Source organism: Bradyrhizobium sp. KZN70725 (assembly GCF_055264925.1).
Genome location: NZ_JBUYWT010000018.1, coordinates 1 through 21736 on the forward strand (window position 1 = coordinate 1; position 21736 = coordinate 21736).

18 protein-coding genes are annotated in these 21736 nt (G+C 65.0%); 14 read left to right on the plus strand and 4 right to left on the minus strand.

Features of this window, described 5'->3' with window-relative positions; all coding sequences use genetic code 11:
• Positions 1-208: 208 nt before the first annotated feature.
• The gene (locus ACZBJS_RS18830) at positions 209-424 is read left to right on the plus strand and encodes a hypothetical protein (protein WP_463438989.1); all 216 of its coding nucleotides are present in this window, start codon (positions 209-211) and stop codon (positions 422-424) included.
• A gap of 128 nt (positions 425-552) precedes the next feature.
• Here ACZBJS_RS18830 and ACZBJS_RS18835 read toward each other — a convergent pair whose 3' ends face one another.
• The gene (locus ACZBJS_RS18835) at positions 553-1548 is read right to left on the minus strand and encodes a LysR family transcriptional regulator (RefSeq protein ID WP_076833425.1); all 996 of its coding nucleotides are present in this window, start codon (positions 1546-1548) and stop codon (positions 553-555) included.
• Between the two features lie 184 nt (positions 1549-1732).
• Between ACZBJS_RS18835 and ACZBJS_RS18840 the strand changes: the two genes are divergently transcribed.
• The 10 genes from ACZBJS_RS18840 (at position 1733) to ACZBJS_RS18885 (ending at position 14892) form a co-directional block, all read left to right on the plus strand.
• Complete coding sequence (locus ACZBJS_RS18840) at positions 1733-2665, plus strand: ABC transporter permease (RefSeq protein WP_229191388.1); 933 nt, start codon at positions 1733-1735, stop codon at positions 2663-2665.
• A 79-nt stretch (positions 2666-2744) separates the two neighbouring features.
• Entirely contained in the window at positions 2745-3770 is a 1026-nt protein-coding gene (locus tag ACZBJS_RS18845) for a sugar ABC transporter substrate-binding protein (RefSeq protein ID WP_076833596.1), read from the plus strand.
• A 106-nt stretch (positions 3771-3876) separates the two neighbouring features.
• Positions 3877-6009 (plus strand): ABC transporter permease, encoded by a 2133-nt coding sequence (locus ACZBJS_RS18850; protein WP_463438990.1) that lies wholly within the window; start codon positions 3877-3879, stop codon positions 6007-6009.
• Positions 6009-7130: an SMP-30/gluconolactonase/LRE family protein gene (locus tag ACZBJS_RS18855; protein ID WP_463438991.1), complete on the plus strand. Its 1122-nt coding sequence runs from the start codon at positions 6009-6011 to the stop codon at positions 7128-7130. The genes ACZBJS_RS18850 and ACZBJS_RS18855 overlap by 1 nt, the downstream gene beginning before the upstream one ends.
• An 11-nt stretch (positions 7131-7141) precedes the next feature.
• Positions 7142-8677 (plus strand): sugar ABC transporter ATP-binding protein, encoded by a 1536-nt coding sequence (locus ACZBJS_RS18860; protein WP_229191393.1) that lies wholly within the window; start codon positions 7142-7144, stop codon positions 8675-8677.
• Positions 8678-9024: 347 nt separating this feature from the next.
• Complete coding sequence (locus tag ACZBJS_RS18865) at positions 9025-11340, plus strand: bifunctional salicylyl-CoA 5-hydroxylase/oxidoreductase (RefSeq protein ID WP_456827275.1); 2316 nt, start codon at positions 9025-9027, stop codon at positions 11338-11340.
• Positions 11337-12116, plus strand: coding sequence for an SDR family NAD(P)-dependent oxidoreductase (locus ACZBJS_RS18870; RefSeq protein WP_463438992.1), 780 nt, complete (start codon positions 11337-11339; stop codon positions 12114-12116). The genes ACZBJS_RS18865 and ACZBJS_RS18870 overlap by 4 nt, the downstream gene beginning before the upstream one ends.
• 11 nt (positions 12117-12127) lie before the next feature.
• A complete protein-coding gene (locus tag ACZBJS_RS18875; RefSeq protein WP_194295415.1) occupies positions 12128-12967 on the plus strand; it encodes an enoyl-CoA hydratase family protein in 840 nt (279 codons plus the stop codon).
• 1 nt (position 12968) lies between these two features.
• Entirely contained in the window at positions 12969-13364 is a 396-nt protein-coding gene (locus ACZBJS_RS18880; protein WP_038382134.1) for a RidA family protein, read from the plus strand.
• Between the two features lie 286 nt (positions 13365-13650).
• Positions 13651-14892, plus strand: a complete 1242-nt coding sequence (locus ACZBJS_RS18885; protein ID WP_463438993.1) for a flavin-dependent oxidoreductase — start codon at positions 13651-13653, stop codon at positions 14890-14892.
• A 134-nt stretch (positions 14893-15026) separates the two neighbouring features.
• On the opposite strand, the gene ACZBJS_RS18890 is transcribed toward ACZBJS_RS18885, so the two are convergent.
• Both ACZBJS_RS18890 and ACZBJS_RS18895 read right to left on the minus strand, forming a co-directional pair.
• Entirely contained in the window at positions 15027-15476 is a 450-nt protein-coding gene (locus ACZBJS_RS18890; RefSeq protein WP_463439027.1) for a cupin domain-containing protein, read from the minus strand.
• A gap of 21 nt (positions 15477-15497) precedes the next feature.
• Positions 15498-16664 (minus strand): ABC transporter substrate-binding protein, encoded by a 1167-nt coding sequence (locus tag ACZBJS_RS18895; protein ID WP_463438994.1) that lies wholly within the window; start codon positions 16662-16664, stop codon positions 15498-15500.
• A 294-nt stretch (positions 16665-16958) separates the two neighbouring features.
• Here ACZBJS_RS18895 and ACZBJS_RS18900 point away from each other — a divergent pair, with 294 nt between their 5' ends.
• From ACZBJS_RS18900 to ACZBJS_RS18910, 3 genes are all read left to right on the plus strand, one after another.
• Positions 16959-17453 carry a MarR family winged helix-turn-helix transcriptional regulator gene (locus ACZBJS_RS18900; RefSeq protein ID WP_016845834.1) on the plus strand — a complete coding sequence of 165 codons (495 nt, stop codon included), beginning with the start codon at positions 16959-16961 and terminating at the stop codon, positions 17451-17453.
• A 4-nt stretch (positions 17454-17457) separates the two neighbouring features.
• Entirely contained in the window at positions 17458-18273 is an 816-nt protein-coding gene (locus tag ACZBJS_RS18905) for an alpha/beta hydrolase (RefSeq protein ID WP_463438995.1), read from the plus strand.
• A gap of 158 nt (positions 18274-18431) precedes the next feature.
• Entirely contained in the window at positions 18432-20075 is a 1644-nt protein-coding gene (locus ACZBJS_RS18910) for a benzoate-CoA ligase family protein (RefSeq protein WP_463438996.1), read from the plus strand.
• A 45-nt stretch (positions 20076-20120) separates the two neighbouring features.
• On the opposite strand, the gene ACZBJS_RS18915 is transcribed toward ACZBJS_RS18910, so the two are convergent.
• Entirely contained in the window at positions 20121-21734 is a 1614-nt protein-coding gene (locus ACZBJS_RS18915) for a DHA2 family efflux MFS transporter permease subunit (protein WP_082653692.1), read from the minus strand.
• Positions 21735-21736: the final 2 nt, after the last annotated feature.

Below are 21736 nucleotides of genomic sequence, written 5' to 3' on the forward strand. Positions count from 1 at the left end.
CGTCGAGCCGATATCCCCAGAAGCATCGAAATCCTCGTGCCGCCAGAGAACTTGCCGATCCTAAGCTGGCTCGGTATCAAACCGTCAAAATCACTGTGACGAGCCACTAGTGCCGCGACGCATGCAAGGAAGAAGATCGCCGTAAACGATCCACGTTTCAGCTTCATGGTTCCACCCGGTATCTGAACAGCCTCGGCGGCCAAACGGAATGCAAGTTAACGAATTTGAATTCATCGCCAGCGGCGAGTTTTCGGACCCATTCCGCAAAGGCGGCAAAACCCTCTGGTTCTATTGCAATTTGGTCTATCTCGATTTCATACAGGTCCGCCGTGAAAGCGGCTTTTGCTGGCGGAGGGGCGATAATCCCAATACGCACGGTTACTTTGTCGCCGACGCCGCTCCGGCATACAATCAAAAGACTTAAGAGCGTTGCGGCCCAAGCCGCGCGCCGCCACACGGCGCTTCTCCTAGCTCACGGTACCCTCCCGGAATCTAGGAACCGGAGTTTCGGTAGGCTTGTGGCGTTTGCGCCATAATACCGGGCGGACGCGGCTATTCGGCGGCGAGGCTGGCCGGAAGCGGAATGCCGACCCTGGGGCGCGCTTTCACTGCGCGGCGATTCTTCTTGCTGAAGCGGCTGCCGGCCAGCAGCGCCGCGGCGGCGCGCAACTGCTCGCGCAGCCATTGATTGGTGGTATCGTCCTCGGCGGTGGCGTGCCAGTAGAGATAATTGACGTGCGGACTGATCGGAAACGGGCAGGGGAAGCACTGCAGCAGCCCGGGATCTTCCAGCACGGAGGCGGCGCTCTCCGAGGCGGTCAGCAGCATGTTGCTGCGGCTCACGACGTGGCAGGCGGTTGCGAAATTCTGACAGGTCAGGCGAACAGTGCGGGTCAGGCCGAGGCGCTGGAGCTGAAAATCCTCGAATGACAGGCCGCTGCGCCGCGACGTCACGCAGACATGCTCCATGCGCAAATAAGCCTTCTTGTCGAGCCGGGTGCCGAGCTCGGGATGGCCGCGCCGCGCGAACACCGCGATATGCTCCGTCAGGATCTGCTCGCGCCGCACCTCCGCCGACAGAGGCAACAGCGTATCGATCGCGACGTCGAGGGTGCCGGCGGCAAGCTCGCGCTCGAGATTGTTGCGCTCGCTGCGCACGGTGGCGATCTCGACCAGCGGCGCCACCGTGCTGATGCGGTTGATCAGCGCGCTCAGCATCGGTGCCTCGAGATTGTTGCGCAGCCCGATCACGAACCGCTTCGGCGTCTGCGCCGGATCGAACCGGTGGGTGTGGGTCAGCGTCGTCTCGAGGCCGTTGAGCGCCTGGCGCACCGTGGTGATGATCTGCCGGGCCAGCGGGGTCGGCGTCATCACGTGGTTGCGGCGCACGAACAGCGGATCGTTGAACATCGCGCGCAGCCGGCTCAGCGCATGGCTTACCGCGGGCTGCGTCAGGTTGAGGCGGAAGCAGGCGCGGCTGACGCCGCCCTCGGAATAGATCGCGTCGAACACGACGAACAGGTTCAGATCGACGTCGCGTACATGCATGGAAATGATCAATCCGTATCCGCCGAATGCATTTGACGAATACTAATCGGCACTCTTAAAGTCTCAAGCAAAATAATACCTGGAGGAAACGATGAGCGTGCAATCGCCATCGCGTGGCGTTGCTGTCCCTGCGGCATCATCTCGCCTGGGCGCAATGTTTGCGAAACCGAGCCAGGAGCAGATCGTGCTCCTGATCACCATCGCGCTCCTGATCGTGTTCGGCCTGACGCTGAACGGCTTCGCCACCGTCTCCAATCTCCTGAATTTGTTGCGGAGTATTTCCATCCTCGGCGTGCTCGGCCTCGGCATGGGTCTGATCGTGATCAGCCGCGGCATCGACCTCTCCGAGGTCGCGATCATGGCGGGTTCCTGGGCGATCGCGCTGATCTACATGCAGAACGGCATGCCTGTTTTCACGGCAGTGCTGCTGGCGCTGGCGGTCGCGGTGCTGATCGGCGTCGTCAACGGCGTGATGGTCGCCTTCGTCGAGGCTCCGGCGCTGTTCGTGACGCTGGCTGCCGGCTTCGTGATCTATGGCCTCGCCTTCTGGATCGCGCCGGCCTGGGTGGTCTATGCGCCGAAGGATGCGCCGGGCCTGATGTATCTCGGCGCCGGACGGCTGTTCGGCATCCCGGTTCCGATCCTGGTGTTCGCGGCCTGTGCAATCGCGATGCATTTGTTCCTGTCGCGCACCTCGATCGGCCGCTTCATCTATTCGCAGGGCGACAATCCGGAGGCCGCGCGGCTGACCGGCGTCGCGCTGCGGCCGCTGATCGTGCTCGAGCACGTGCTGGTTGCACTGCTCGCCTGGATTGCGGGCCTAGTCTGGGTCGGCACCACGGGCAGCATGCAGATGGCGATCACCCAGGGCACCATGATCTTCGACGTCGTGCTCGTCGTCGTGATCGGCGGCATCAGCCTAATCGGCGGCCGCGGCAGCGTGTTCAGCGTCGTGGTCGGCTGCATCCTGATCGGCACGCTGCTCAACGCCTTCACCATCATGGACGTCAACAGCGAGGTGCAGAACATCATCAAGGGCGTGGTGCTGCTGGCCGCCATCGTGCTCGACAACTGGCTGCACCCCCGCGACGAGGAGACCGCGCGGCAAGGCGACTAGGACATGAAGACTGGGCGCGTCCCTCGCGCCAATCAAAGCGATTCCAAATCAATCAAAAGAATTTTGTGTGGAGGAGACGATGAAGACGACCAAGTTCTGGACGATCCTGCTCGCCGGGGTGGCGCTTGCCGCGATGCCGTTCGCGGCGTCGGCGCAGGATGAAGGTACCAAGGCCGGGCGCGAGCTGCGCGCAGCGTACGACAAGTCGCTGCAGGGCAAGACCGTCGCCTATCTGCCGATCGCACTCGGCGTGCCGCTGTCCGACGAATGGGGCCGCGTCGTGCAGGAAGAGGCGGAGTGGCGCGGCATGAAATACATCGTGCGCGACCCCAACAACAACCCGTCGGCCATGCAGCAGGCGCTGACCGCGCTGGTCGACCAGAAGCCCGACGTCCTGATCGTGCAGAATCCGAGCGTGACGCTGTTGATGAAGGACCTGAAGCGCGCCGAAAGCCAGGGTACGCATGTGATCCAGGTCAACATGGCCTCGAACTACAAGTCCGGCGCCTTTGTCGGCGTCGACTGGCGCGAGATCGGCAGGATGCTCGCCAACGAGGCGGTCAAGGCCTGCGGCACCGGCTCCGGCAAGTCGGGCAAGGTGCAGATCGTGCAGGGCGAACTGACCGCGGCGGCCAGCGTCGACCAGGTCGGCGCCATCATGGAGGTCCTGAACAAGGATCCCAACATCAAGGTGGTGTCGAACCAGGCCGCGAACTGGGACGCCAACACCGCGCTCAACATCACCGCCACCGTGATCCAGCAGCACCCCGATCTCTGCGCCTCGATCGGCTTCTGGGGCATCATGGAGTCGGGCGCCGCGCAGGCGATCCGCAATGCCGGCAAGATCGACGATGTAAAGGTGTTCGCCTCGGGCGAGGGCTCGCAGCTCGATTGCGACCAGGTCAACTCCGGGAATTTCAGCAAATTCCTCAGCTACAAGGCGACCGAGCAGGGTCACGATCTGATGTTCGCAGCCGAGACGCTGCTGATGTCCGGCGACAAGCCCGGCACCAAAAACCTGTCCTATTACACGCGGCCGATCTGGATCGATAAGACCAACGCCTCGCTCGGCGGCACCTGCTTCGCGCTACCCAAGAAAAACTAACAAGGCGCGAGACAGCCGGCGCGGGGGGGCATTCCCGCGCCGGCTGTATCACGGGTCAGAATCCGGAAACGTTGAAACCGGATCAGGGAGTGCTTTGGCGATGTCGATGGCAGTTGATTCCTTTTCCGCATCGGTGCGGCGGTTCTCACCCCGGCTCCTGCTGTCGGAGCTGTTGCTGAAACAGTGGTTCGAGCCGGTCGTTCCGTTCACCGTGATGATCGGGCTGTGGGCCTATTTCGCGCTCACCATTCCCGACTACGCCTCGGTGCAGAACTCGGTGTCGCTGCTGCGGTTGTTTGCCGAATTCGGTTTCGTCGCGCTCGCGATGGGTTTCTGCCTCGTCACCGGCGGCATCGACCTGTCGGTCGGCGCGATCTTCGCGCTGTGCAATTTCGCGGCGCTGTATTTCCTGCTGGTGCGCGAATGGCCGGTCGGCCTCGCGGTGCCGGCGACGCTGCTGGTCGGTGCGCTGCTCGGCAGCATCAACGGCTTTCTGATCGGCTTCCTGAAGACGCGGCCGTTCCTGACCACGCTGGTGACGCTGATCATCCTGCGCGCTTCGGTCAATCTGCTTAACACCAGCTACGCCCAGGTGTTCGCGACCAATTCGGTCGAGAGCGATGCCTGGGATTTCATCGGCGGCGGCAGCGTGCTCGGCATTCCCGTCAATGCGGCGACGCTGTTCGTGGTGCTGCTGATCTGCCACATCTTCCTGTCGCGCTCGCGCTATGGCTGGCATCTCACCGCGATCGGCGCCAGCCGCAAGGCGGCGCGTCATGCCGGCATCCGCGTCCGCCTGATGCTGTTCATGACCTATGTGCTGTCGGGCACGCTGTGTGCGGCGAGCGGCATCTTCTACGCCGCGCGGCAAGCCTCGACGGATTCCACCACGGGCGTGGGATGGGAATTCCAGGCGCTCACCGCCGTGGTGCTCGGCGGCGTGTCGCTGGCCGGCGGCAAGGGCACGGTGTGGCGGGCGATGATCGGCGCGCTGATCATCTTTCTTTTGATCAACGGCCTCGTGCGGATGGGCATCCCGGGCTATGTCACTTCGGCGGTGACCGGCATGATCCTGCTCGCGGCCGTCGGCATCGACGTCAAATGGTCGAAGAACCGCGGCAAGGCGATCCAGAAGATCTATGTCAATCCGGCCTTCGTGCCGCTCGCCTCGGCGCCCGCGGTGCAGCCCGGCGCGGCGTCGCCCTATGCGCAGAACGACCGGCTAATCAATGCGCAGGCGATCGGCGTCGATCAGGTCGAGGGGCCCGAGGATGTCATCCTCGACCGCCAGGGCCGGCTCTACGGCTCGACCCGCGACGGCAATGTGATCCGTTTTTCCGGGCCGAACTTCGAGACCCGCGAGGTGTTCGCCCATATCGGCGGCCGGCCGCTCGGCATGCAGTTCGATCGCGATGAGAATTTGATCGTCGCCGTCGCCGGCATGGGCGTCTACGGCGTCGCGCCCGACGGCCGCATCTTCAAGGTCACCGACGAGACCAACCGCACCTGGTACAAGCTGAACGACGACAGCCGCCTGCGCATGGCCGACGACCTCGACATCGCACCCGACGGCAAGATCTATTTCAGCGACTGCACCACGCGCTACGAGATGACCACCAACACCCTCGACATCCTCGAGGGCCGGCCGAACGGCCGCGTGGTCTGCTACGACCCGGCGACCAGGACCACGCGCACGGTGATCAACCACTTCTATTTCCCGAACGGGATCTGCGTCTCGCATGACGGCAAGTCGATCCTGATCGCGTCGACCTCGCTGTGCAAGGTGTTCCGGCACTGGATCGACGGGCCGAACAAGGGCAAGACGGAGGTGCTGATGGACGAGCTGCCGGGCAACCCCGACAATATCAACCGCGCGTCCGACGGCACCTACTGGCTGGCGCTGGTCGGCATCCGCACGCCGACTTTCGACCTTGCCGCGCGAAAGCCCGGCTTCCGCCTGCGCATGGTGAAGCAGGTGCCGACCGACGAGTGGCTGGCGCCGGCGCTCAACCATGGCTGCGTGCTGAAATTCAACGAGCAGGGCGAGGCGCTGGAATCCTGGTGGGATCCGACCGGCATTTCGCATTCGACGTTGACCTCGATGCGCGAGCACCAGGGCTATCTCTATCTCGGCGGGCTCGAGAACAACCGGATCGGCCGCATCAAGCTCGACGGCGTCGACGACAGCTGGACCGGCTACGATGCCTATTGGGGCGCAAAGAGCAGGGTGACGACGTAATGGGATTTTTCGATCATCTGCTGCGCGACATCCGCAGCGTCATCGACCGCGACGGCGGCCAGAACGCGATCCCGCCGCTCGACGGTGCGCTGAGCCCGAACGACCGGCTCGACAGCGCCACCCCGATCGGCGAGCCGTTGCCCGGCGTCGACGACGTGATCGCCGCCGGCGACGGCGCGGTCTATGTCTCGGCCGGACGCCGGGTGCTGAAGCTCGGCGGCAATGACTTGTCGACACGTACGGTCGTCGCCGAGTTCGAGGATGATGCCGGCGGGCTCGCGTTGCATCCGGACGGCCGCCTGCTGGTCTGCGTCGCGGGCAGGGGCCTTGCCGCGATCGATCCGGCAAAGCCCGATCCGCGCTGGCTGGAGGCTGCCGGCGGCAGCGCGCTCACAGGGCTGCTGTCGGTGACGGCGGCGCCCGATGGCCGCATCTATGCCGTCGAAGGCAGCACCGGCCGACGCCCGGGCGAATGGCGGCATGATTTGATGGAGAAGCGCGCCAATGGCCGGCTCGTCAGCTGCGGCGCCGGGCTCGACAATCCGCAGCTGCTGCTGCGCGATCTGCCCTATCCCTATGGCGTGAGTGTTTCGGCCGACGGCAGCAGCCTGTGGCTCACCGAAAGCTGGGCCCATCGCCTCAGCCGGTTCGCGCTCGGCGGCAACGGGCTTGGTCCGCGCGAGACCGTCGCCGGCAACATGCCGGGCTATCCGGCGCGGCTGCATCCGGACGGCCACGGCGGCATGCTGCTCGGCATCTTCGCCCGCCGCACCCATCTGATCGAGTTCGTGCTCAAGGAAGACGATTTCCGCGAGGAGATGATGGCGACGATGCCGCCGGATTACTGGGTCGCGCCGGCGCTCGCCGGCGGCAGCGATTGCCTCGAGCCGATGCAGATCGGCAGCGTCAAGGCGCTCGGCATCCAGAAGCCGTGGGCGCCGCCGCGCTCCTATGGTCTGCTGGTGCATCTCGATGCCGAGGGCGATGCGACCGACAGCCTGCACAGCCGCGCCGGCGGCCGCTTCCACGGCGTCACCGCCGCCTGCGCCACGCCATCGGGCGTCGTGATCGCGGCGCGCGGCGCCGGACGCCTGCTGCGCCATACGGGAGAGCTGCGATGAATGACGGTGTGATGCAGGCGGCCCCCGGCGCCAGGACGGCAGAGACCCCCGCAGCCCGCGAGCCGGTGCTGCGGATCACCAACGGTTCGAAAATCTATGGCGGCGTCCACGCCATCGAGGGCGTCAATTTCGACCTCTATCCCGGTGAGGTGCATGCGCTGGTCGGCGAGAACGGCGCCGGCAAATCGACGCTGTGCAAGGCGATCGCGGGCGCGATCCAGCTCACCTCCGGCGACTATCTGCTCGACGGCAAGCCGACCGGTTTCGAGCAGCCGCGCGACGCGCTCAATGCCGGCATCTGCATGGTCTATCAGGAGACCAGCCTGGTGCCGACCATGACCGCCGCGCAGAACATCGAGCTCGGCAACGAAAAGCTGCTGACCCGGTTCCGCACCCTGAACATCCAGGCCCAGCAGCTGTTGCAGTCGCTCAACTTCCACGTCGATCCGGCAACGCCGGTGGCGCTGCTCGGCACCGCCAAGAAGCAGATGGTGGAGATCGCGCGCGCGATCTACAACAAGGCGCGCATCATCATCTTCGACGAACCGACCGCATCGCTGACGCCGGAGGAGATCGTCCACTTCTTCCATCTGGTGCGCGACCTGCGCGCCCGCGGCGTCTCGATCATCTACATCTCGCATGCGCTGGAGGAGTCGCTGCAGATCGCCGACCGCATCACCGTGCTGCGCGACGGCAAGCTGGTGATCACGGCGCCGGCCAGGCAGCTGACGCGCGATGCGCTGGTGCAGCACATGGTCGGCCGCGAGGTGGCGCAGGCGGTCTATGGCGGCAAGGCAAAAACCCATCAGCGCCGCGAGAAGGTGCTGACGGTCGAGAACGTCACCATGGGCATGGCGGTCAAGAACATGTCGTTCTCGGTCTATGCCGGCGAGGTGGTCGGCATCGCCGGCCTGATCGGCTCCGGCCGCACCGAGATCGCCAAGATCATCTACGGCGCGCTGAAGCGCAATTTGGTGAATGGCGGCACCATCCGGCTGCGCGGCAAGCCGATCCGCTACCGCGTGCCGCGGCAGGCGATCAATGACGGCATCGCCTACATCACCGAGGACCGCAAGGCCAACGGCTTCTTCGAGACCATGGTGGTCGACGACAACGTCTATATCGGCAGCCTCGCCACCGGAAAGGGCTGGAGCTTCCTGCTGTCGCGCGCGCGGCGCAGCAAGCTCGCCAGCTACTGGGTCGATCGGCTCAAGATCAGCGCATTGCAGCGCAAGGCCAGGATCATCGAGCTGTCCGGCGGCAACCAGCAGAAGGTGGTGCTGGCCAAGACGCTGGTGCAGGACCCCTCGATCATCATCTTCGACGAGCCGACGCGCGGCGTCGACGTCGGCACCATCCCGCACATCCACGGCGAAATCCGCCGCCTCGCCGACGAGGGCAAGGCGGTGGTGGTGATCTCGTCCTACCTGCCGGAGATCCTCGCGGTGTCCGACCGCATCCTGGTCGCGCGCACCGGCCGCATCGTCGCCGAGTTCGACGCGGCGGACGCGACGCAGGACAAGATCCTGTACGCCGCGGTGCATTGAGGGCGCGCGGCGCGGCCTGGGATCGGCGTAGGGCGGATTAGCGCAGCGCAATCCGCCGTCTTGCCACGCCTTCGACGGGCAAATCAGCGGCAACAAGTTCAGTGTCGTCCCGGCGCAGGCCGGGACCCATAACCACAGATCGTCATTGTTGTACGTCGCTGGAACGACGAGTCCCGCCGACAATATCTGCTGCGGCGTATGGGTCCCGGCCTGCGCCGGCACGACAGCGTTGGGTGGGGTGCCAACTCCCTTGACAATTATTTTAAGTATAAAATAATATCCCGTATCGGCTCCAGGGGAACGCGCCTCGTCCGTGCCCGCGCCGCCGAAGCCAACGGGAGAACGCCATGCGTATCGTTTGCATTGGAGGCGGGCCGGCCGGGCTTTATTTCGGCATCCTGATGAAGATGCTGGATCCCGCGCACGTCATTTCGGTGGTCGAGCGCAACCGGCCCTACGACACCTTCGGCTTCGGCGTGGTGTTCTCGGATGCGACCATGGACAACATGCGCAAATGGGATCCGGTCACCGCTGACACGATCGAGCAGGCCTTCAACCATTGGGACGACATCGAGGTCCTGATCAAGGGCCGGCGCATGCGCACCACCGGCCACGGCTTCGTCGGCATTGGCCGCAAGCGGCTGCTCAACATCCTGCAGGCGCGCGCCGAGGAACTCGGCGTCGAGCTGATCTTCGAGCGCGAGGTGAATTCCGATCTCGAATTCCCCGACGCCGATCTCGTCGTGGCATGCGACGGCGTCAATTCGAAGGTGCGCGTCAAATATGCCGAGACGTTCCAACCCGACATGCTGATGCGGCCGAACCGCTACATCTGGCTCGGCACCAACCGTCCGTTCGACGCCTTCACCTTCGACTTCCGCAAGACCGAGCATGGCTGGTTCCAGGCGCACATCTACAAGTTCGAGGAGGGCGCGGCGACCTTCATCGTCGAGACCACCGAGGAGGCCTATCTCGCCCACGGTCTCGACAAGATGGAGCAGGGCGACTCCATCGCGTTCTGCGAGAATGTGTTCGCGGAAATCCTCGAGGGGCATCATCTGGTCTCGAATGCGCGGCACCTGCGCGGCTCGGCCTGGCTGTCGTTTCCCAGGCTGATCTGCGGCAAATGGACCGCGTTCAACGGCAACAGCCATGTCGTGCTGATGGGCGATGCCGCCCACACCGCGCATTTCGCGATCGGTTCGGGAACCAAGCTCGCGCTGGAGGATGCGATCGAGCTGACCAACCAGTTCAAGATCCACGGCGCGACGCGCGACAGCATTCCCGCGGTGCTCAAGGCTTACGAGGAGCTGCGCCGGGTCGACGTGGCACGGATCCAGAACGCCGCGCGCAACGCGATGGAATGGTTCGAAGTGGTCGGCTCGCGCTATGCCGACACGCTGGAGCCGGAGCAGTTCATGTATTCGCTGCTGACCCGCTCGCAGCGCATCAGCCACGAGAACCTGCGGCTGCGCGACAAGACCTGGCTCGAGGGCTATGAGCGCTGGTTCGCGGAGCGCAGCGGCGTGGCCGCGACCAACGACCGCGTCACGCCGCCGATGCTGACGCCATTCCAGATCCGCGGCCTGTCGCTTCATAACCGCATCATCGTCTCGCCGATGGCGATGTATTCGGCGGAGGAGGGCGTGCCGACCGACTTCCATCTGGTACATTTCGGCTCCCGCGCGCTCGGCGGTGCCGGCCTTCTTTTTACGGAGATGACCTGCGTGTCGCCGGAAGCGCGGATCACGCCCGGCTGCTGCGGCCTCTGGAACGACGCGCAGGCGGCGGCCTACAAGCGCATCGTCGACTTCGTGCATCAGAATTCGCAAGCCAGGATCGGCATCCAGCTCGGCCATGCCGGCCGCAAGGGCTCAACGCGCGTCGCCTGGGAAGGCATGGACGAAGCGCTGCCGGACCACAACTGGCCGCTGGTGTCGGCTTCGTCAGTGCCTTATCTGCCCGACGGCCAGATTCCGGAGCCGATGAGCCGCGCCGAGATGGACGAGGTGCGCGAGCAGTTCGTCGCCGCAGCCAGGCGCGCTGCGGCCGCCGGCTTCGATATCCTGGAGCTGCACTGCGCGCACGGCTATCTGCTGTCGAGCTTCCTCTCGCCGCTGACTAACCGCCGCACCGACGACTACGGCGGATCGATCGAGAACCGCGCGCGTTATCCGCTGGAGGTGTTCCGCGCCGTCCGCGCGGTGTGGCCGGAGGACAAGCCGATGTCGGTCCGCCTGTCGTGTCACGACTGGGCCGAGGGCGGCAACACGCCCGAGGATGCGCTGGTCTTCGCAAAGCTGTTCAAGGAGGCGGGAGCCGACCTGATCGACTGCTCCTCGGGGCAGGTCTGGGCCGACGACCATCCGATCTATGGCCGGCTCTACCAGACGCCGTTCGCCGACAAGATCCGCAACGAGGTCGGCATCGCGACCATCGCGGTCGGCGCGATCTCGGAGGCGGATCACGCCAACTCGATCATCGCCGCCGGCCGCGCCGATCTCTGTGCCATCGCGCGGCCGCATCTCGCCGATCCGGCCTGGACGCTGCATGAGGCTGCGAAGATCGGCGTCAAGCAGGTCGCGTGGCCGAAGCAGTATCTGTCGGGCAAGTCGCAATACGAGGCCAATCTCGAACGCGCGGCTGCGGGAGTGAAGGCATGATGAGGTTCTGGCCCAACGCACATGCGCTGGTGACCGGTGCCGGTTCCGGCATCGGCGCCGCGACGGCGATCGCGCTGGCAAATGCCGGCGTGCGCGTCAGCATCGCCGGACGGCGGATCGACGCGCTGAAGGCGACGGCGGCATCGCTCGACAAGCAGGCCGGCGCCGTGGTTTCGATCGACGTGACGGATGAAGCTGCGGTGACCAAGGGTGTCGCGCAGATCGAGGCTGAGGCAGGGCCGATCGATATTCTCGTCAACAATGCCGGCAAGGCCGCGAGCGCGCCGTTCGACAAGACCGGCGCGGCGTTGTGGGCCGACATGCTGGCGAGCAACCTCTCCAGCGTGTTCCTGGTGACGCATGCCGTGTTGCCCGGCATGGCGCAACGCGGCCGCGGGCGCGTGATCAACGTCGCCTCGACCGCGGGTCTCACCGGCTACGCCTACGTCTCCGCCTATGTCGCGGCCAAGCACGGCGTCATCGGCCTGACGCGCTCGCTGGCGCTGGAATATGCACGGCGCGGCGTCACCGTGAATGTGGTCTGTCCCGGCTACACCGATACGCCGCTGGTGGCGGATGCCGCCGCGAACATCGTCGCCAAGACCGGCCGCAGCGAACAGGAAGCGCGCGCAGCGTTGGCAAAAGTCAATCCGATGCAGCGGCTGGTGACGCCGGAGGAGGTCGCCGACGCCATCCTCTGGCTTGCCTCCGAGACTGCATCGTCAATCAACGGACAAGCCGTCGCGGTCGCCGGCGGCGAAGTCTTTACCGGGTGAAGGAACACGTCATGTCCGAGATGAAAGCAAAGCTCCGGCCGTTCAAGGATTATCCCGCCAAGCACTTCCGCTGGCAGGTCGATGCGAGCGGCCGTGTCGCGACCATCACGCTGAACCGGCCGGACAAGAAGAACCCGCTGACTTTCGAGTCCTATGAGGAGCTGCGCGATCTCTTCACCAATCTCAAATACGCCGCCGATGTCCGCGCCATCGTGCTGACCGGCGCCGAGGGTAATTTCTGCTCCGGCGGCGATGTGTTCGAGATCATCGAGCCGTTGACGCGGATGGCGATGCCGGACCTGCTGGCCTTCACGCGGATGACCGGCGAGGTCGTGCGGGCGATGCGCAAATGCCCGCAGATCATCGTCGCGGCGATCGACGGCATTTGCGCCGGGGCCGGGGCGATGCTGGCGCTGGCGTCCGATTTGCGGCTGGCGACGCCGCAAGCCAAGACCGCGTTCCTGTTCACCCGCGTCGGCCTTGCCGGCGCCGATATGGGCGCATGCGGGTTGCTGCCCCGCGTGATCGGGCAGGGCCATGCGGCCGACCTGCTCTACACCGGGCGTGCGATGAGCGCCGAGGAGGGGTTTGCGTGGGGCTTCCACAACCGTCTGGTGCCGCCGGCGGAACTCGCCGGTGCTGCGCATGAATTGGCGCGCTCGCTCGCGGATGGGCCGTGGTTCGCGCATGGCGTGACGAAAACGATGTTCAACCAGGAATGGGCGATGGGCGTCGACGAGATGATCGAGTCGGAAGCGCAGGCGCAGGCGATCTGCATGGTCACCGGCGATTTCCGCCGCGCCTTCGAGGCGTTCGCCGCCAAGCAGAAACCGGCCTTCGAGGGCAATTGAGATGATCGAGATCCTGCAACCCCAAGGATGGGCCAAGCCGATCGGCTACGCCAACGGCATGGCCGCGCGCGGCAAACAGCTCTTCATCGCGGGCCAGATCGGCTGGAACGGACAATGCGTGTTCGAGACCGACGATCTCGTGGCGCAGATCGGCCAAACCCTGCGCAACATCGTCGCAGTCGCCGCCGCCGGCGGCGCCGGCCCCGAGCACATCGTGTCGATGACCTGGTACTTGCTCGACCGCAAGGAATATTCCGCGCGGCTGAAGGAGATCGGCACGGTCTATCGCGACATCATCGGCCGGCGCTTTCCGGCGATGACCGCGATCCAGGTTGCCGGCCTGATCGAGGACCGCGCCAAGGTGGAAATCCAGGCAATTGCGGTGGTGCCGGATTGAGGGTGACGCAGTTCCGCCAATCCCGTCATCCTGAGGTGCGAGCGGAGCGAGCTTCGAAGGATGCACGTCCCGGCTGGTGGCCGTCGACCCTTCGAGACGGCCGCGTTGCGGCCTCCTCAGGGTGACGGGGATAGATCGGGGTACGCTGAAGCAATGTTAAGGCTAAGCCCAATCGTCGTGGGCCAGTCCTCGTCCCGGGCCGCAAACCCGCTTGCGGCCGGACAACGGGGCATGCGACCTTAGCCCAAAGCGTAAAAGCGTCCTGTTGTGAGTGGAGGTGAGGACGATGAAGGCGATTATCGTCGGAGGCGGAATCGGGGGCCTCACCACTGCGCTGATGCTGCGCTCGCGCGGCATCGCTTGCGAGCTGTACGAGCAGTCCGAGACGATCCGCGAGCTCGGCGTCGGCATCAACACATTGCCGCATGCGATCCGCGAGCTGGCGGGGCTTGGTTTGCTCGACAAGCTCGACGAGGTGGCGATCCGCACCTATGAGCTGTTCTATCTGACGCGACATGGCCAGCAGGTCTGGCACGAGAAGCGCGGGCTCGATGCCGGCCACGACGTGCCGCAATTCTCGATCCATCGCGGCCGCCTGCAAGGCGTGATCCATCAGGCCGTGATCGATCGGCTCGGCGCGGATGCGATCCACACCGGCTGCCGGCTCGGCTCCTTCACCCAGGATGAGGGCGGCGTCTCGGCCTATTTCTTCGATCGCAGCGGCGCCCATGTGCATACCGCGCGCGGCGACATCCTGATTGGCGCCGACGGCATCCATTCGAAAGTGCGGCAGACGCTGTTTCCGGACGAGGGCGGGCCGTGCTGGAACGGCCTGATGCTGTGGCGCGGCGCGACCGACTGGCCAGCGTTCCTGACCGGGCGCTCGATGATCATCGCCGGCGGCCTGAACGCCAAGGCCGTGATCTATCCGATCGCGCCGGGCTCGAGCCCGGCAAGCCGCCTCACCAACTGGGCGGTGCTGGTGAGGATCGGCGACGGCACCTCGCCGCCGCCGCGCCGCGAGGGCTGGTCCAATCTCGGCCGGCGCGACGAGATGATGCCCTATGTCACTGGTTTCACGATCCCGCAGGTCGACTTTACCGGACTGATCAACGCGACGCCGGAATTCTGGGAGTATCCGTGCTGCGACCGCGATCCCTTGCCGTATTGGTCGAGTGGCCGGGTCACGCTGCTCGGCGACGCCGCGCATCCGATGTATCCGGTCGGCTCGAACGGCGCCTCTCAAGCCATTCTCGATGCGCGCAGCCTGGCCGACCTGCTGGCGCGGGCGGAGCACCCGCGCCAGGCGCTGGCGGCCTATGAGCGGCAGCGGCTGCCGATGACCGCCGACATCGTCGCCTCCAACCGCCGCGGCGGGCCGGAGGGCGTGATCGACGCCGTCGAGCAGCTCGCGCCGCAGGGCTTTACCGACGTCGACACCATCCTCAATTACGAGGCGCGCGAGGCGATCGTCCGCGGCTATGCGGCCAAGGCCGGCTTTGCCGCGCGCGTGGTGGCGCGGCAGTAGGTCCTTTGCAGGAGGAGACGTCCGGCAGGCCATCTCCACACCGTCATTGCGAGGAGCAAAGCGACGAAGCAATCCATCGTTCCGCGATCGCGGAAATATGGATTGCTTCGCTTCGCTCGCAATGACGGAATAAGCTACGCCGGCGGCGGCAGGAAGTGGATGTTGTGCTCGGCGGCGAGCCGCACCACGTCGTCCGGGTTCTGTTCCTTCATGTTGTGGATCGCCCAGAACAGGTCGTAGAGCCTCCGCGTCGGCGACACCCAGAACAGCGTCTTAGCGGGCTGCTGCGACTTGTTGAAGATGCCGTGCGGCTTGCCCATCGGCAGCCGAACCAGATCGCCAGGAGTTGCGGATTCGTCCGCACCGTCGAGCATGAAGTCGAGCTTGCCCTCGAGGATATAGAGGTACTCGTCCTGGTCGGGGTGGATATGCGGAGGAACGAAGGTGCCCGGCGGGAAGGTGGCGTGCCAGGAGAATGAATGCTCGGTGCGGCTCTTCGGCACGTAGGTCTGGCCAAGGATGCTCCAGGAAATGCCCTGCATGCCTTCGTTGGCGCGGGTGATGCCCGCAATCTCGTCTTTCATGCTCATGCTTGCTCCTATGATCTACTTTGCCGCGCAGTCCTTGGCGTAGCGATCGCCATAATTCGAAAACACCTTCTCGACGATCTCGGTCTGGAATTTGCCGTCCGGCCGCTTCGCGACCTTGGTGAGGTAGAAATCCTGGATCGGATAGCCGTTGTTGCTGAACTTGAAGTTACCGCGCAGCGAGGTGAAGTCGGCCTTCTTCAGCGCAGCCGCGACGGCGTCCTTGTTGGAGAGATCGCCCTTCACGGCTTTCACCGCGCTGTCGATCAACAACGCTGCGTCATAGGCCTGCATGGCATAGGTGCCGGGCACGCCGTTGTAGGCGGCTTCATAAGCCGCGACGAACTTCTTGCTTTGGGGATTGTCGAGGTTCGGGGCCCAGTTCGCCCCGCCGAACATGCCGACCGCTGCGTCCTGCTGCGCGGGCAGGGTGGATTCGTCGACGGTGAAGGCGGAGAGCACCGGCACGGTGGCGCCGGCCTGCTTGTACTGCTTCACGAGATTAACGCCCATGCCGCCCGGCATGAAGGTGAACAGCGCGTCCGGCTTCAGCGCGGCAATCTTGGACAATTCGGGCTGGAAATCCAGCGTGTTCAGCGGCGTGTAGGATTCCTCGACGATTTCGCCCTTGTAGTCGAGCTTGAAGCCGGCGACGGAGTCGCGGCCGGCCTGATAGTTCGGCACCAGCAGATAGACGCGCTTGTAGCCGCGGTCCTGCGCCACCTTGCCGAGGATCTCGTGCACCTGGTCGTTCTGGTACGACGTCACGTAGAAGAACGGGTTGCACTCCTTGCCGGCGTAGCTGGAGGGGCCTGCATTCGGACTGATCAGGAAGGTCTTGCTGTCGGTGACGGGGCGGTGGATCGCCTGCAGGATGTTGGAGAAGATCGGCCCGACCACGAAATCAACCTTGTCGCGCTCGAGCAGGCCGCGCACCTTGACCACCGCGCCGTCGGGCTTCAGTTCGTCGTCGGCGTTGACGATCTCGATATCGCGGCCGGCCATCTTGCCGCCGAGGTCCTTGATCGCGAGCGCAAAGCCGTCGCGGACCTGCTGGCCGAGCGCCGCGGCCGGGCCGGAGGTCGTGACCAGCACGCCGATCTTGATCTTCTCCTGTGCGGTTGCCGGGGTGACGGCGACACCCAGCAGCGCCGCCAATCCCGCGAGCTTCGTCAATTGTTTCATGTCTCTCCCCCGACCACTGCCTTGATGTTTTCGGCTTCAGCCCAATTGGCCTCAGCTTAGTCTGACGCGTGCAATCGCCGCAAGCGATGTGGCATCGCGTCAGGGCGATCGTCGCGCATCATGCAGGCATAGCCCATGCAAGCGCCGCGCCAATTGCTTGAAGTTTAAAGAAATTGCAGGATTGCCCAGGCGCGTCAGGCACGATTCGCAATTGTCCTTGCGGGGCGCCGCGAATTGCTTGAAGCTCAAAGCAATTGGTCCGACCGGAACCCGCCGCGGAGGCACGATCGCCGCATGATCCTCGATTCCGAAACCAAAGCCGTCGAACTGCCCGACGACCACGGCACCGAGCTCAGGCTGTGGCTGCGCCTCTTGACCTGCACCACGCTGATCGAAGGCGAGGTGCGCAGCCGGCTGCGCGAGAAGTTCGACGTCACGCTGCCGCGCTTCGATCTGATGGCCCAGCTCGACAAGGTGTCCGACGGCATGACGCTGTCGGACCTGTCGAAGCGGATGATGGTATCCAACGGCAACGTCACCGGGCTGGTCGAGCGCCTGGTTGAATCAGGCCATCTCGATCGCCGCACCTCGGAGACGGACCGTCGCGTGCAGTTCATCCGGCTCACAAAGCTCGGCCGCGCCGAATTCCGCAAGATGGCCGCCGAGCACGAGAAGTGGATCGCCGATATCTTCGGCGACCTCTCGCCGAAGGATATCCGCGAACTGATGCGGCTGCTCGCCAAGGCCAAGGGCTCGGCGCAGCGCTCCGCCAAGGCAAGGAGCGCTTAAAGCCGTGACCGAGGTCGATTACGAGGTCGAATACAACAACCGGGCGCGGGTGCCGGAAAATCCGGCGCTGATGGCCGGCTGGGCGAGGGACTCCGCGGCCTATCGCGAGCAGCATCCGCCGCGGCGGCTGACCTATGGTCCGAGCAGCCGCAACGTCATCGACCTGTTCGAAGGCGATCGTGACGGCCCGCTCGTGGTCTTCATCCATGGCGGCTACTGGCAGGCGCTCGACGGCTCGTCATCGAGCCACTGCGCGCGAGGGCTCAATGGTCACGGCATCGGCGTCGCGGTGCCGAGCTACGATCTCTGTCCCAATGTCACGGTCGGCGACATCATCGGCGAGATGCGTGCGGCGTGCCGCGAACTGGCCAGACTCGGCCGGCCGCTGGTCGTGTCGGGACACTCCGCAGGCGGACATCTTGCCGCATGCATGCTCGCGACCGATTGGCCGGCCTATGATGGGTCGCTGCCGAAGGACCTGGTCAGGGCTGCTTACGCGATCTCCGGCCTGTTCGAGCTTGAGCCATTGGTCGGCACCTCCATCAATAAGGCGCTTGGCCTCGACCGCGCCGCAGCACGTGCGGCGAGCCCGCTGTCCTGGACGCCGCCTGCGGGCGCGACGCTCGATGCCGTCGTCGGCGGCGCCGAGAGCGCGGAATATCACCGGCAGAGCCGGACCATCGTCGATGTCTGGGGCAAAGCGGGCGTCGCAACGCGGTTCGGCGTTGTGCCGGACGCCAATCATTTCACCGCGATCGCGCCGCTCGCCGACCCGGGCTCGGCGATGGTCGCGCGGCTGAAGCAGCTTACGCAAATCTGAGCTTCTTGAAGGATCGGCCGGCGATTGCCGCGCGATTTCCAGGCTTGCGCCGAATTATTTTAAGTATAAAATGATTGGCCATTGGAACGCTGCCGGGCGTCCTTATTCTTCTCGACGTTGGTCTTGGCCTTTCTGGATGGAAAGCGAGGGGCAATCGAATGTCAGGTGAATTTCCCGGGCTCGGCCCATCCGGGCATGTGGACGATTTCGCGCGGCGCAACCTGCCGCCATCAGCGCAATGGCCGCAGCTGCTGCTCGACCGGCCGGAGTTTCAATATCCGGATTATCTCAACGCCGCGGTCGAGCTGACCGACCGCATCGTCGAGCAGGGGATGGGCGATCGCATCGCGTTGATCGGCAATGGCCGTCAGCGCACCTACAAGGAATTGACCGATTGGTCGAACCGCCTGGCGCACGCGCTGGTGGAGAACTATGGCGTAAAGCCCGGCAATCGCGTCCTGATCCGCTCGGGCAACAACCCGGCGCTGGTCGCGGCCTGGCTCGCGGCGACCAAGGCCGGTGCCGTCGTCGTCAACACCATGCCGATGCTGCGCGCCGGCGAACTGGCCAAGATCGTCGACAAGGCCGAGATCTCGCTGGCACTGACCGACAGCCGCATCGCGGATGAACTGGTGGCCTGCGCCAAGACCAACAAATTCCTCAAGCAGGTCGTCAATTTCGACGGCACGCAGAACCACGACGCCGAGCTCGACCGGATCGCGCTGAACAAGCCGGTCAAGTTCGATGCGGTGAAGACCGGCCGCGACGACGTCGCGTTGCTGGGCTTCACGTCGGGCACGACGGGCGAGCCCAAGGCGACCATGCACTTCCACCGCGATCTCCTGATCGTTGCCGACGGTTATGCGAACGAGGTGCTCAAGGTGACGCCCGACGACGTGTTCGTCGGCTCGCCGCCGCTTGCGTTTACATTCGGCCTCGGCGGGCTCGCGATCTTCCCGCTGCGCTTCGGCGCCACCGCGACGCTGCTGGAGAATGCGGCGCCGAGCGAGATGATCCGGATCATCGAAACCTACAAGGCGACGATCTGCTTCACCGCGCCGACCGCCTATCGGGCGATGATGGCCGCGATGGACAAGGGCGCCGATCTGTCGTCGCTGCGGCTCGCCGTCTCGGCCGGCGAGACGCTGCCGGCGCCGGTGTTCGAGAGCTGGACCAGGAAGACCGGCAAGCCGATCCTCGACGGCATCGGCAGCACTGAACTGCTGCACATCTTCATCACCAACCGCACCGGCAGCGCCGTCGGCGGCACCACGGGCACGCCTGTCACCGGCTACGAGGCGAAGATCGTCGACGAAGACATGAACGAGCTGCCGGCGGGCCAGGTCGGCAAGCTGGCGGTTCGCGGTCCGACCGGCTGCCGCTATCTCGCCGACTCCCGGCAGACCAAATATGTCCGCGACGGCTGGAACATCACCGGCGATGCCTTCGTCAGGGACGAGAACGGCCGGCTGTCCTTCGTGGCACGGGCCGACGACATGATCATCTCGGCGGGCTACAACATCGCCGGTCCCGAGGTGGAGGCCGCGCTGCTCGGCCATCCCGATGTCGCGGAGTGCGCCGTGATCGGCGCACCTGACGAGGAGCGGGGGCAGATCGTCTCGGCGTTCATCGTGCTGAAGCAGGGCGCGCGCTGCGACGAGGTCGAGGTCAAGCTGCTACAGGATCACGTCAAGGCGACGATCGCGCCGTACAAATATCCCCGCGCGATCGCCTTCGTCGAGGCGCTGCCGAAGACCCAGACCGGGAAGATCCAGCGCTTCAAGCTGCGCGAGGCAAGCTGACAAGTAAAAGGGGAGGGCGACGGCCCGCGGCTGCCGCCCGACAGATCAATGCGCCGCGCCGCCGCCGGCCGCATTCTTCGGCTTGCCAGTCAAGAGGATCGCGATCGCGGCGAACACCAGCACGATGCCGATCACGGCAAAGGTGTCGCTGAAACCAAGCACCAGGGCCTGGCGCTTCACGATATTGCCGAGCGCCACGATCGCCTGGTGGTGCGCGGTCGCCGGATCGGAGATGCCGTGGCTGAGGAAGTAATTGGTCACCTCGGCGATCCGGGTGCGCACTTCCTCGCGGCCGAGGTCGACCGACTGGCCGATGATGTTGGAGTGGAATTGCTCGCGTTTGGTGACGATGGTGGCGAGCAGGGCCGTGCCGATCGCGCCGCCGAGATTGCGCATCATGTTGGAGATGCCGGAGGCGGCCGCGGCATCCTGCGGGGCGACGCTGCCGAGGCTGACCGCCGACAGCGGCGCCAGCATGATCGCCTGGCCGATCGCACGGACGATGTTCGGGACGAAGAACTGGTCACCGGAGTAATCGAGCGACATCGCGATGTTCATGAAGGAGGAGACCGCGAACAGGATCATGCCGGTGAAGGCGATGAATCGCGGATCGAAACGTTGCATCAGCTTCGGCACCAGCGGGATCAGGATCAGCTGCGGGAGGCCGGTCCAGGCCAGCACCTGGCCGATCTGCTCGGCGTTGTAGCGCTGCACCTGGCCGAGATAGGCCGGCAGCAGGTACACCGAGCCGAACAGCGCGAAGCCGACAAACACCGCCGAGATGGTGCCGAAGCCGAAGCTGCGCTGGGTCAGGAGGCGCAGCCGGATCAGCGGCTTCTCGACGACGAGCTCGATCCAGACGAACAGAGTGAGGCTGACGGCGGCGATCACCGCGAGCTTGACGATGAAGGGCGAGCCGAACCAGTCGTTCTTGTTGCCTTCCTCGAGCACGGCCTGCAGCGACGACAGGCCGATCGCCATCGTGGCGATGCCGAGCCAGTCGCCCTCGCGCAGCAGATGCAGCTGCATCGGCTGGCGTTCCAGCGTGAAGCAGAGCGTGATGACCATCACCGCGGTCGGGATCACGTTGACGAAGAAGATGGTCTGCCAGCCGTAATTCTCGGTGAGGTAGCCGCCGATGGTCGGGCCGATCGCGGGGGCGAAGGTCACGGCGAGCGCGAACATGGCAAGGCCGACCGGCTGCTGGGCCTTCGGCAGCTTGGTGAAGACCAGCGTGAAGGCCATCGGGATCAGCACGCCGCCGAAGAAACCCTGCAAGCCGCGCATCGCGATCATCGAGGGCAGGTCGTGGGTGAAGGCACAGGCGACCGAGAAGATCGCAAACAGGGTGGCGAAGCCGATGATGATCTTGCGGAAGGAAAACACCCGGCTGAGATAGTCGGTCAGCGGGATCACCACGATCTCGCCGATCAGATAGGAGGTCGAGATCCAGGAGCCGTTGTCGACGCCGGTTCCGATGCCGCCCTCGATGTTGAGCAGCGAGGCGTTGGTGATCTGGATGTTGAGGATCGCCATGAACGCGCCGATCATGGCGGCGACGATGGAGATCCAGACGGCCATGCTGGCGCGGTTGGGATCGACCACTGCGGGTGCCGCGCGGGGCGCGGCAGCCGGGGAGGAGAGCGCGAGATCGGACATGA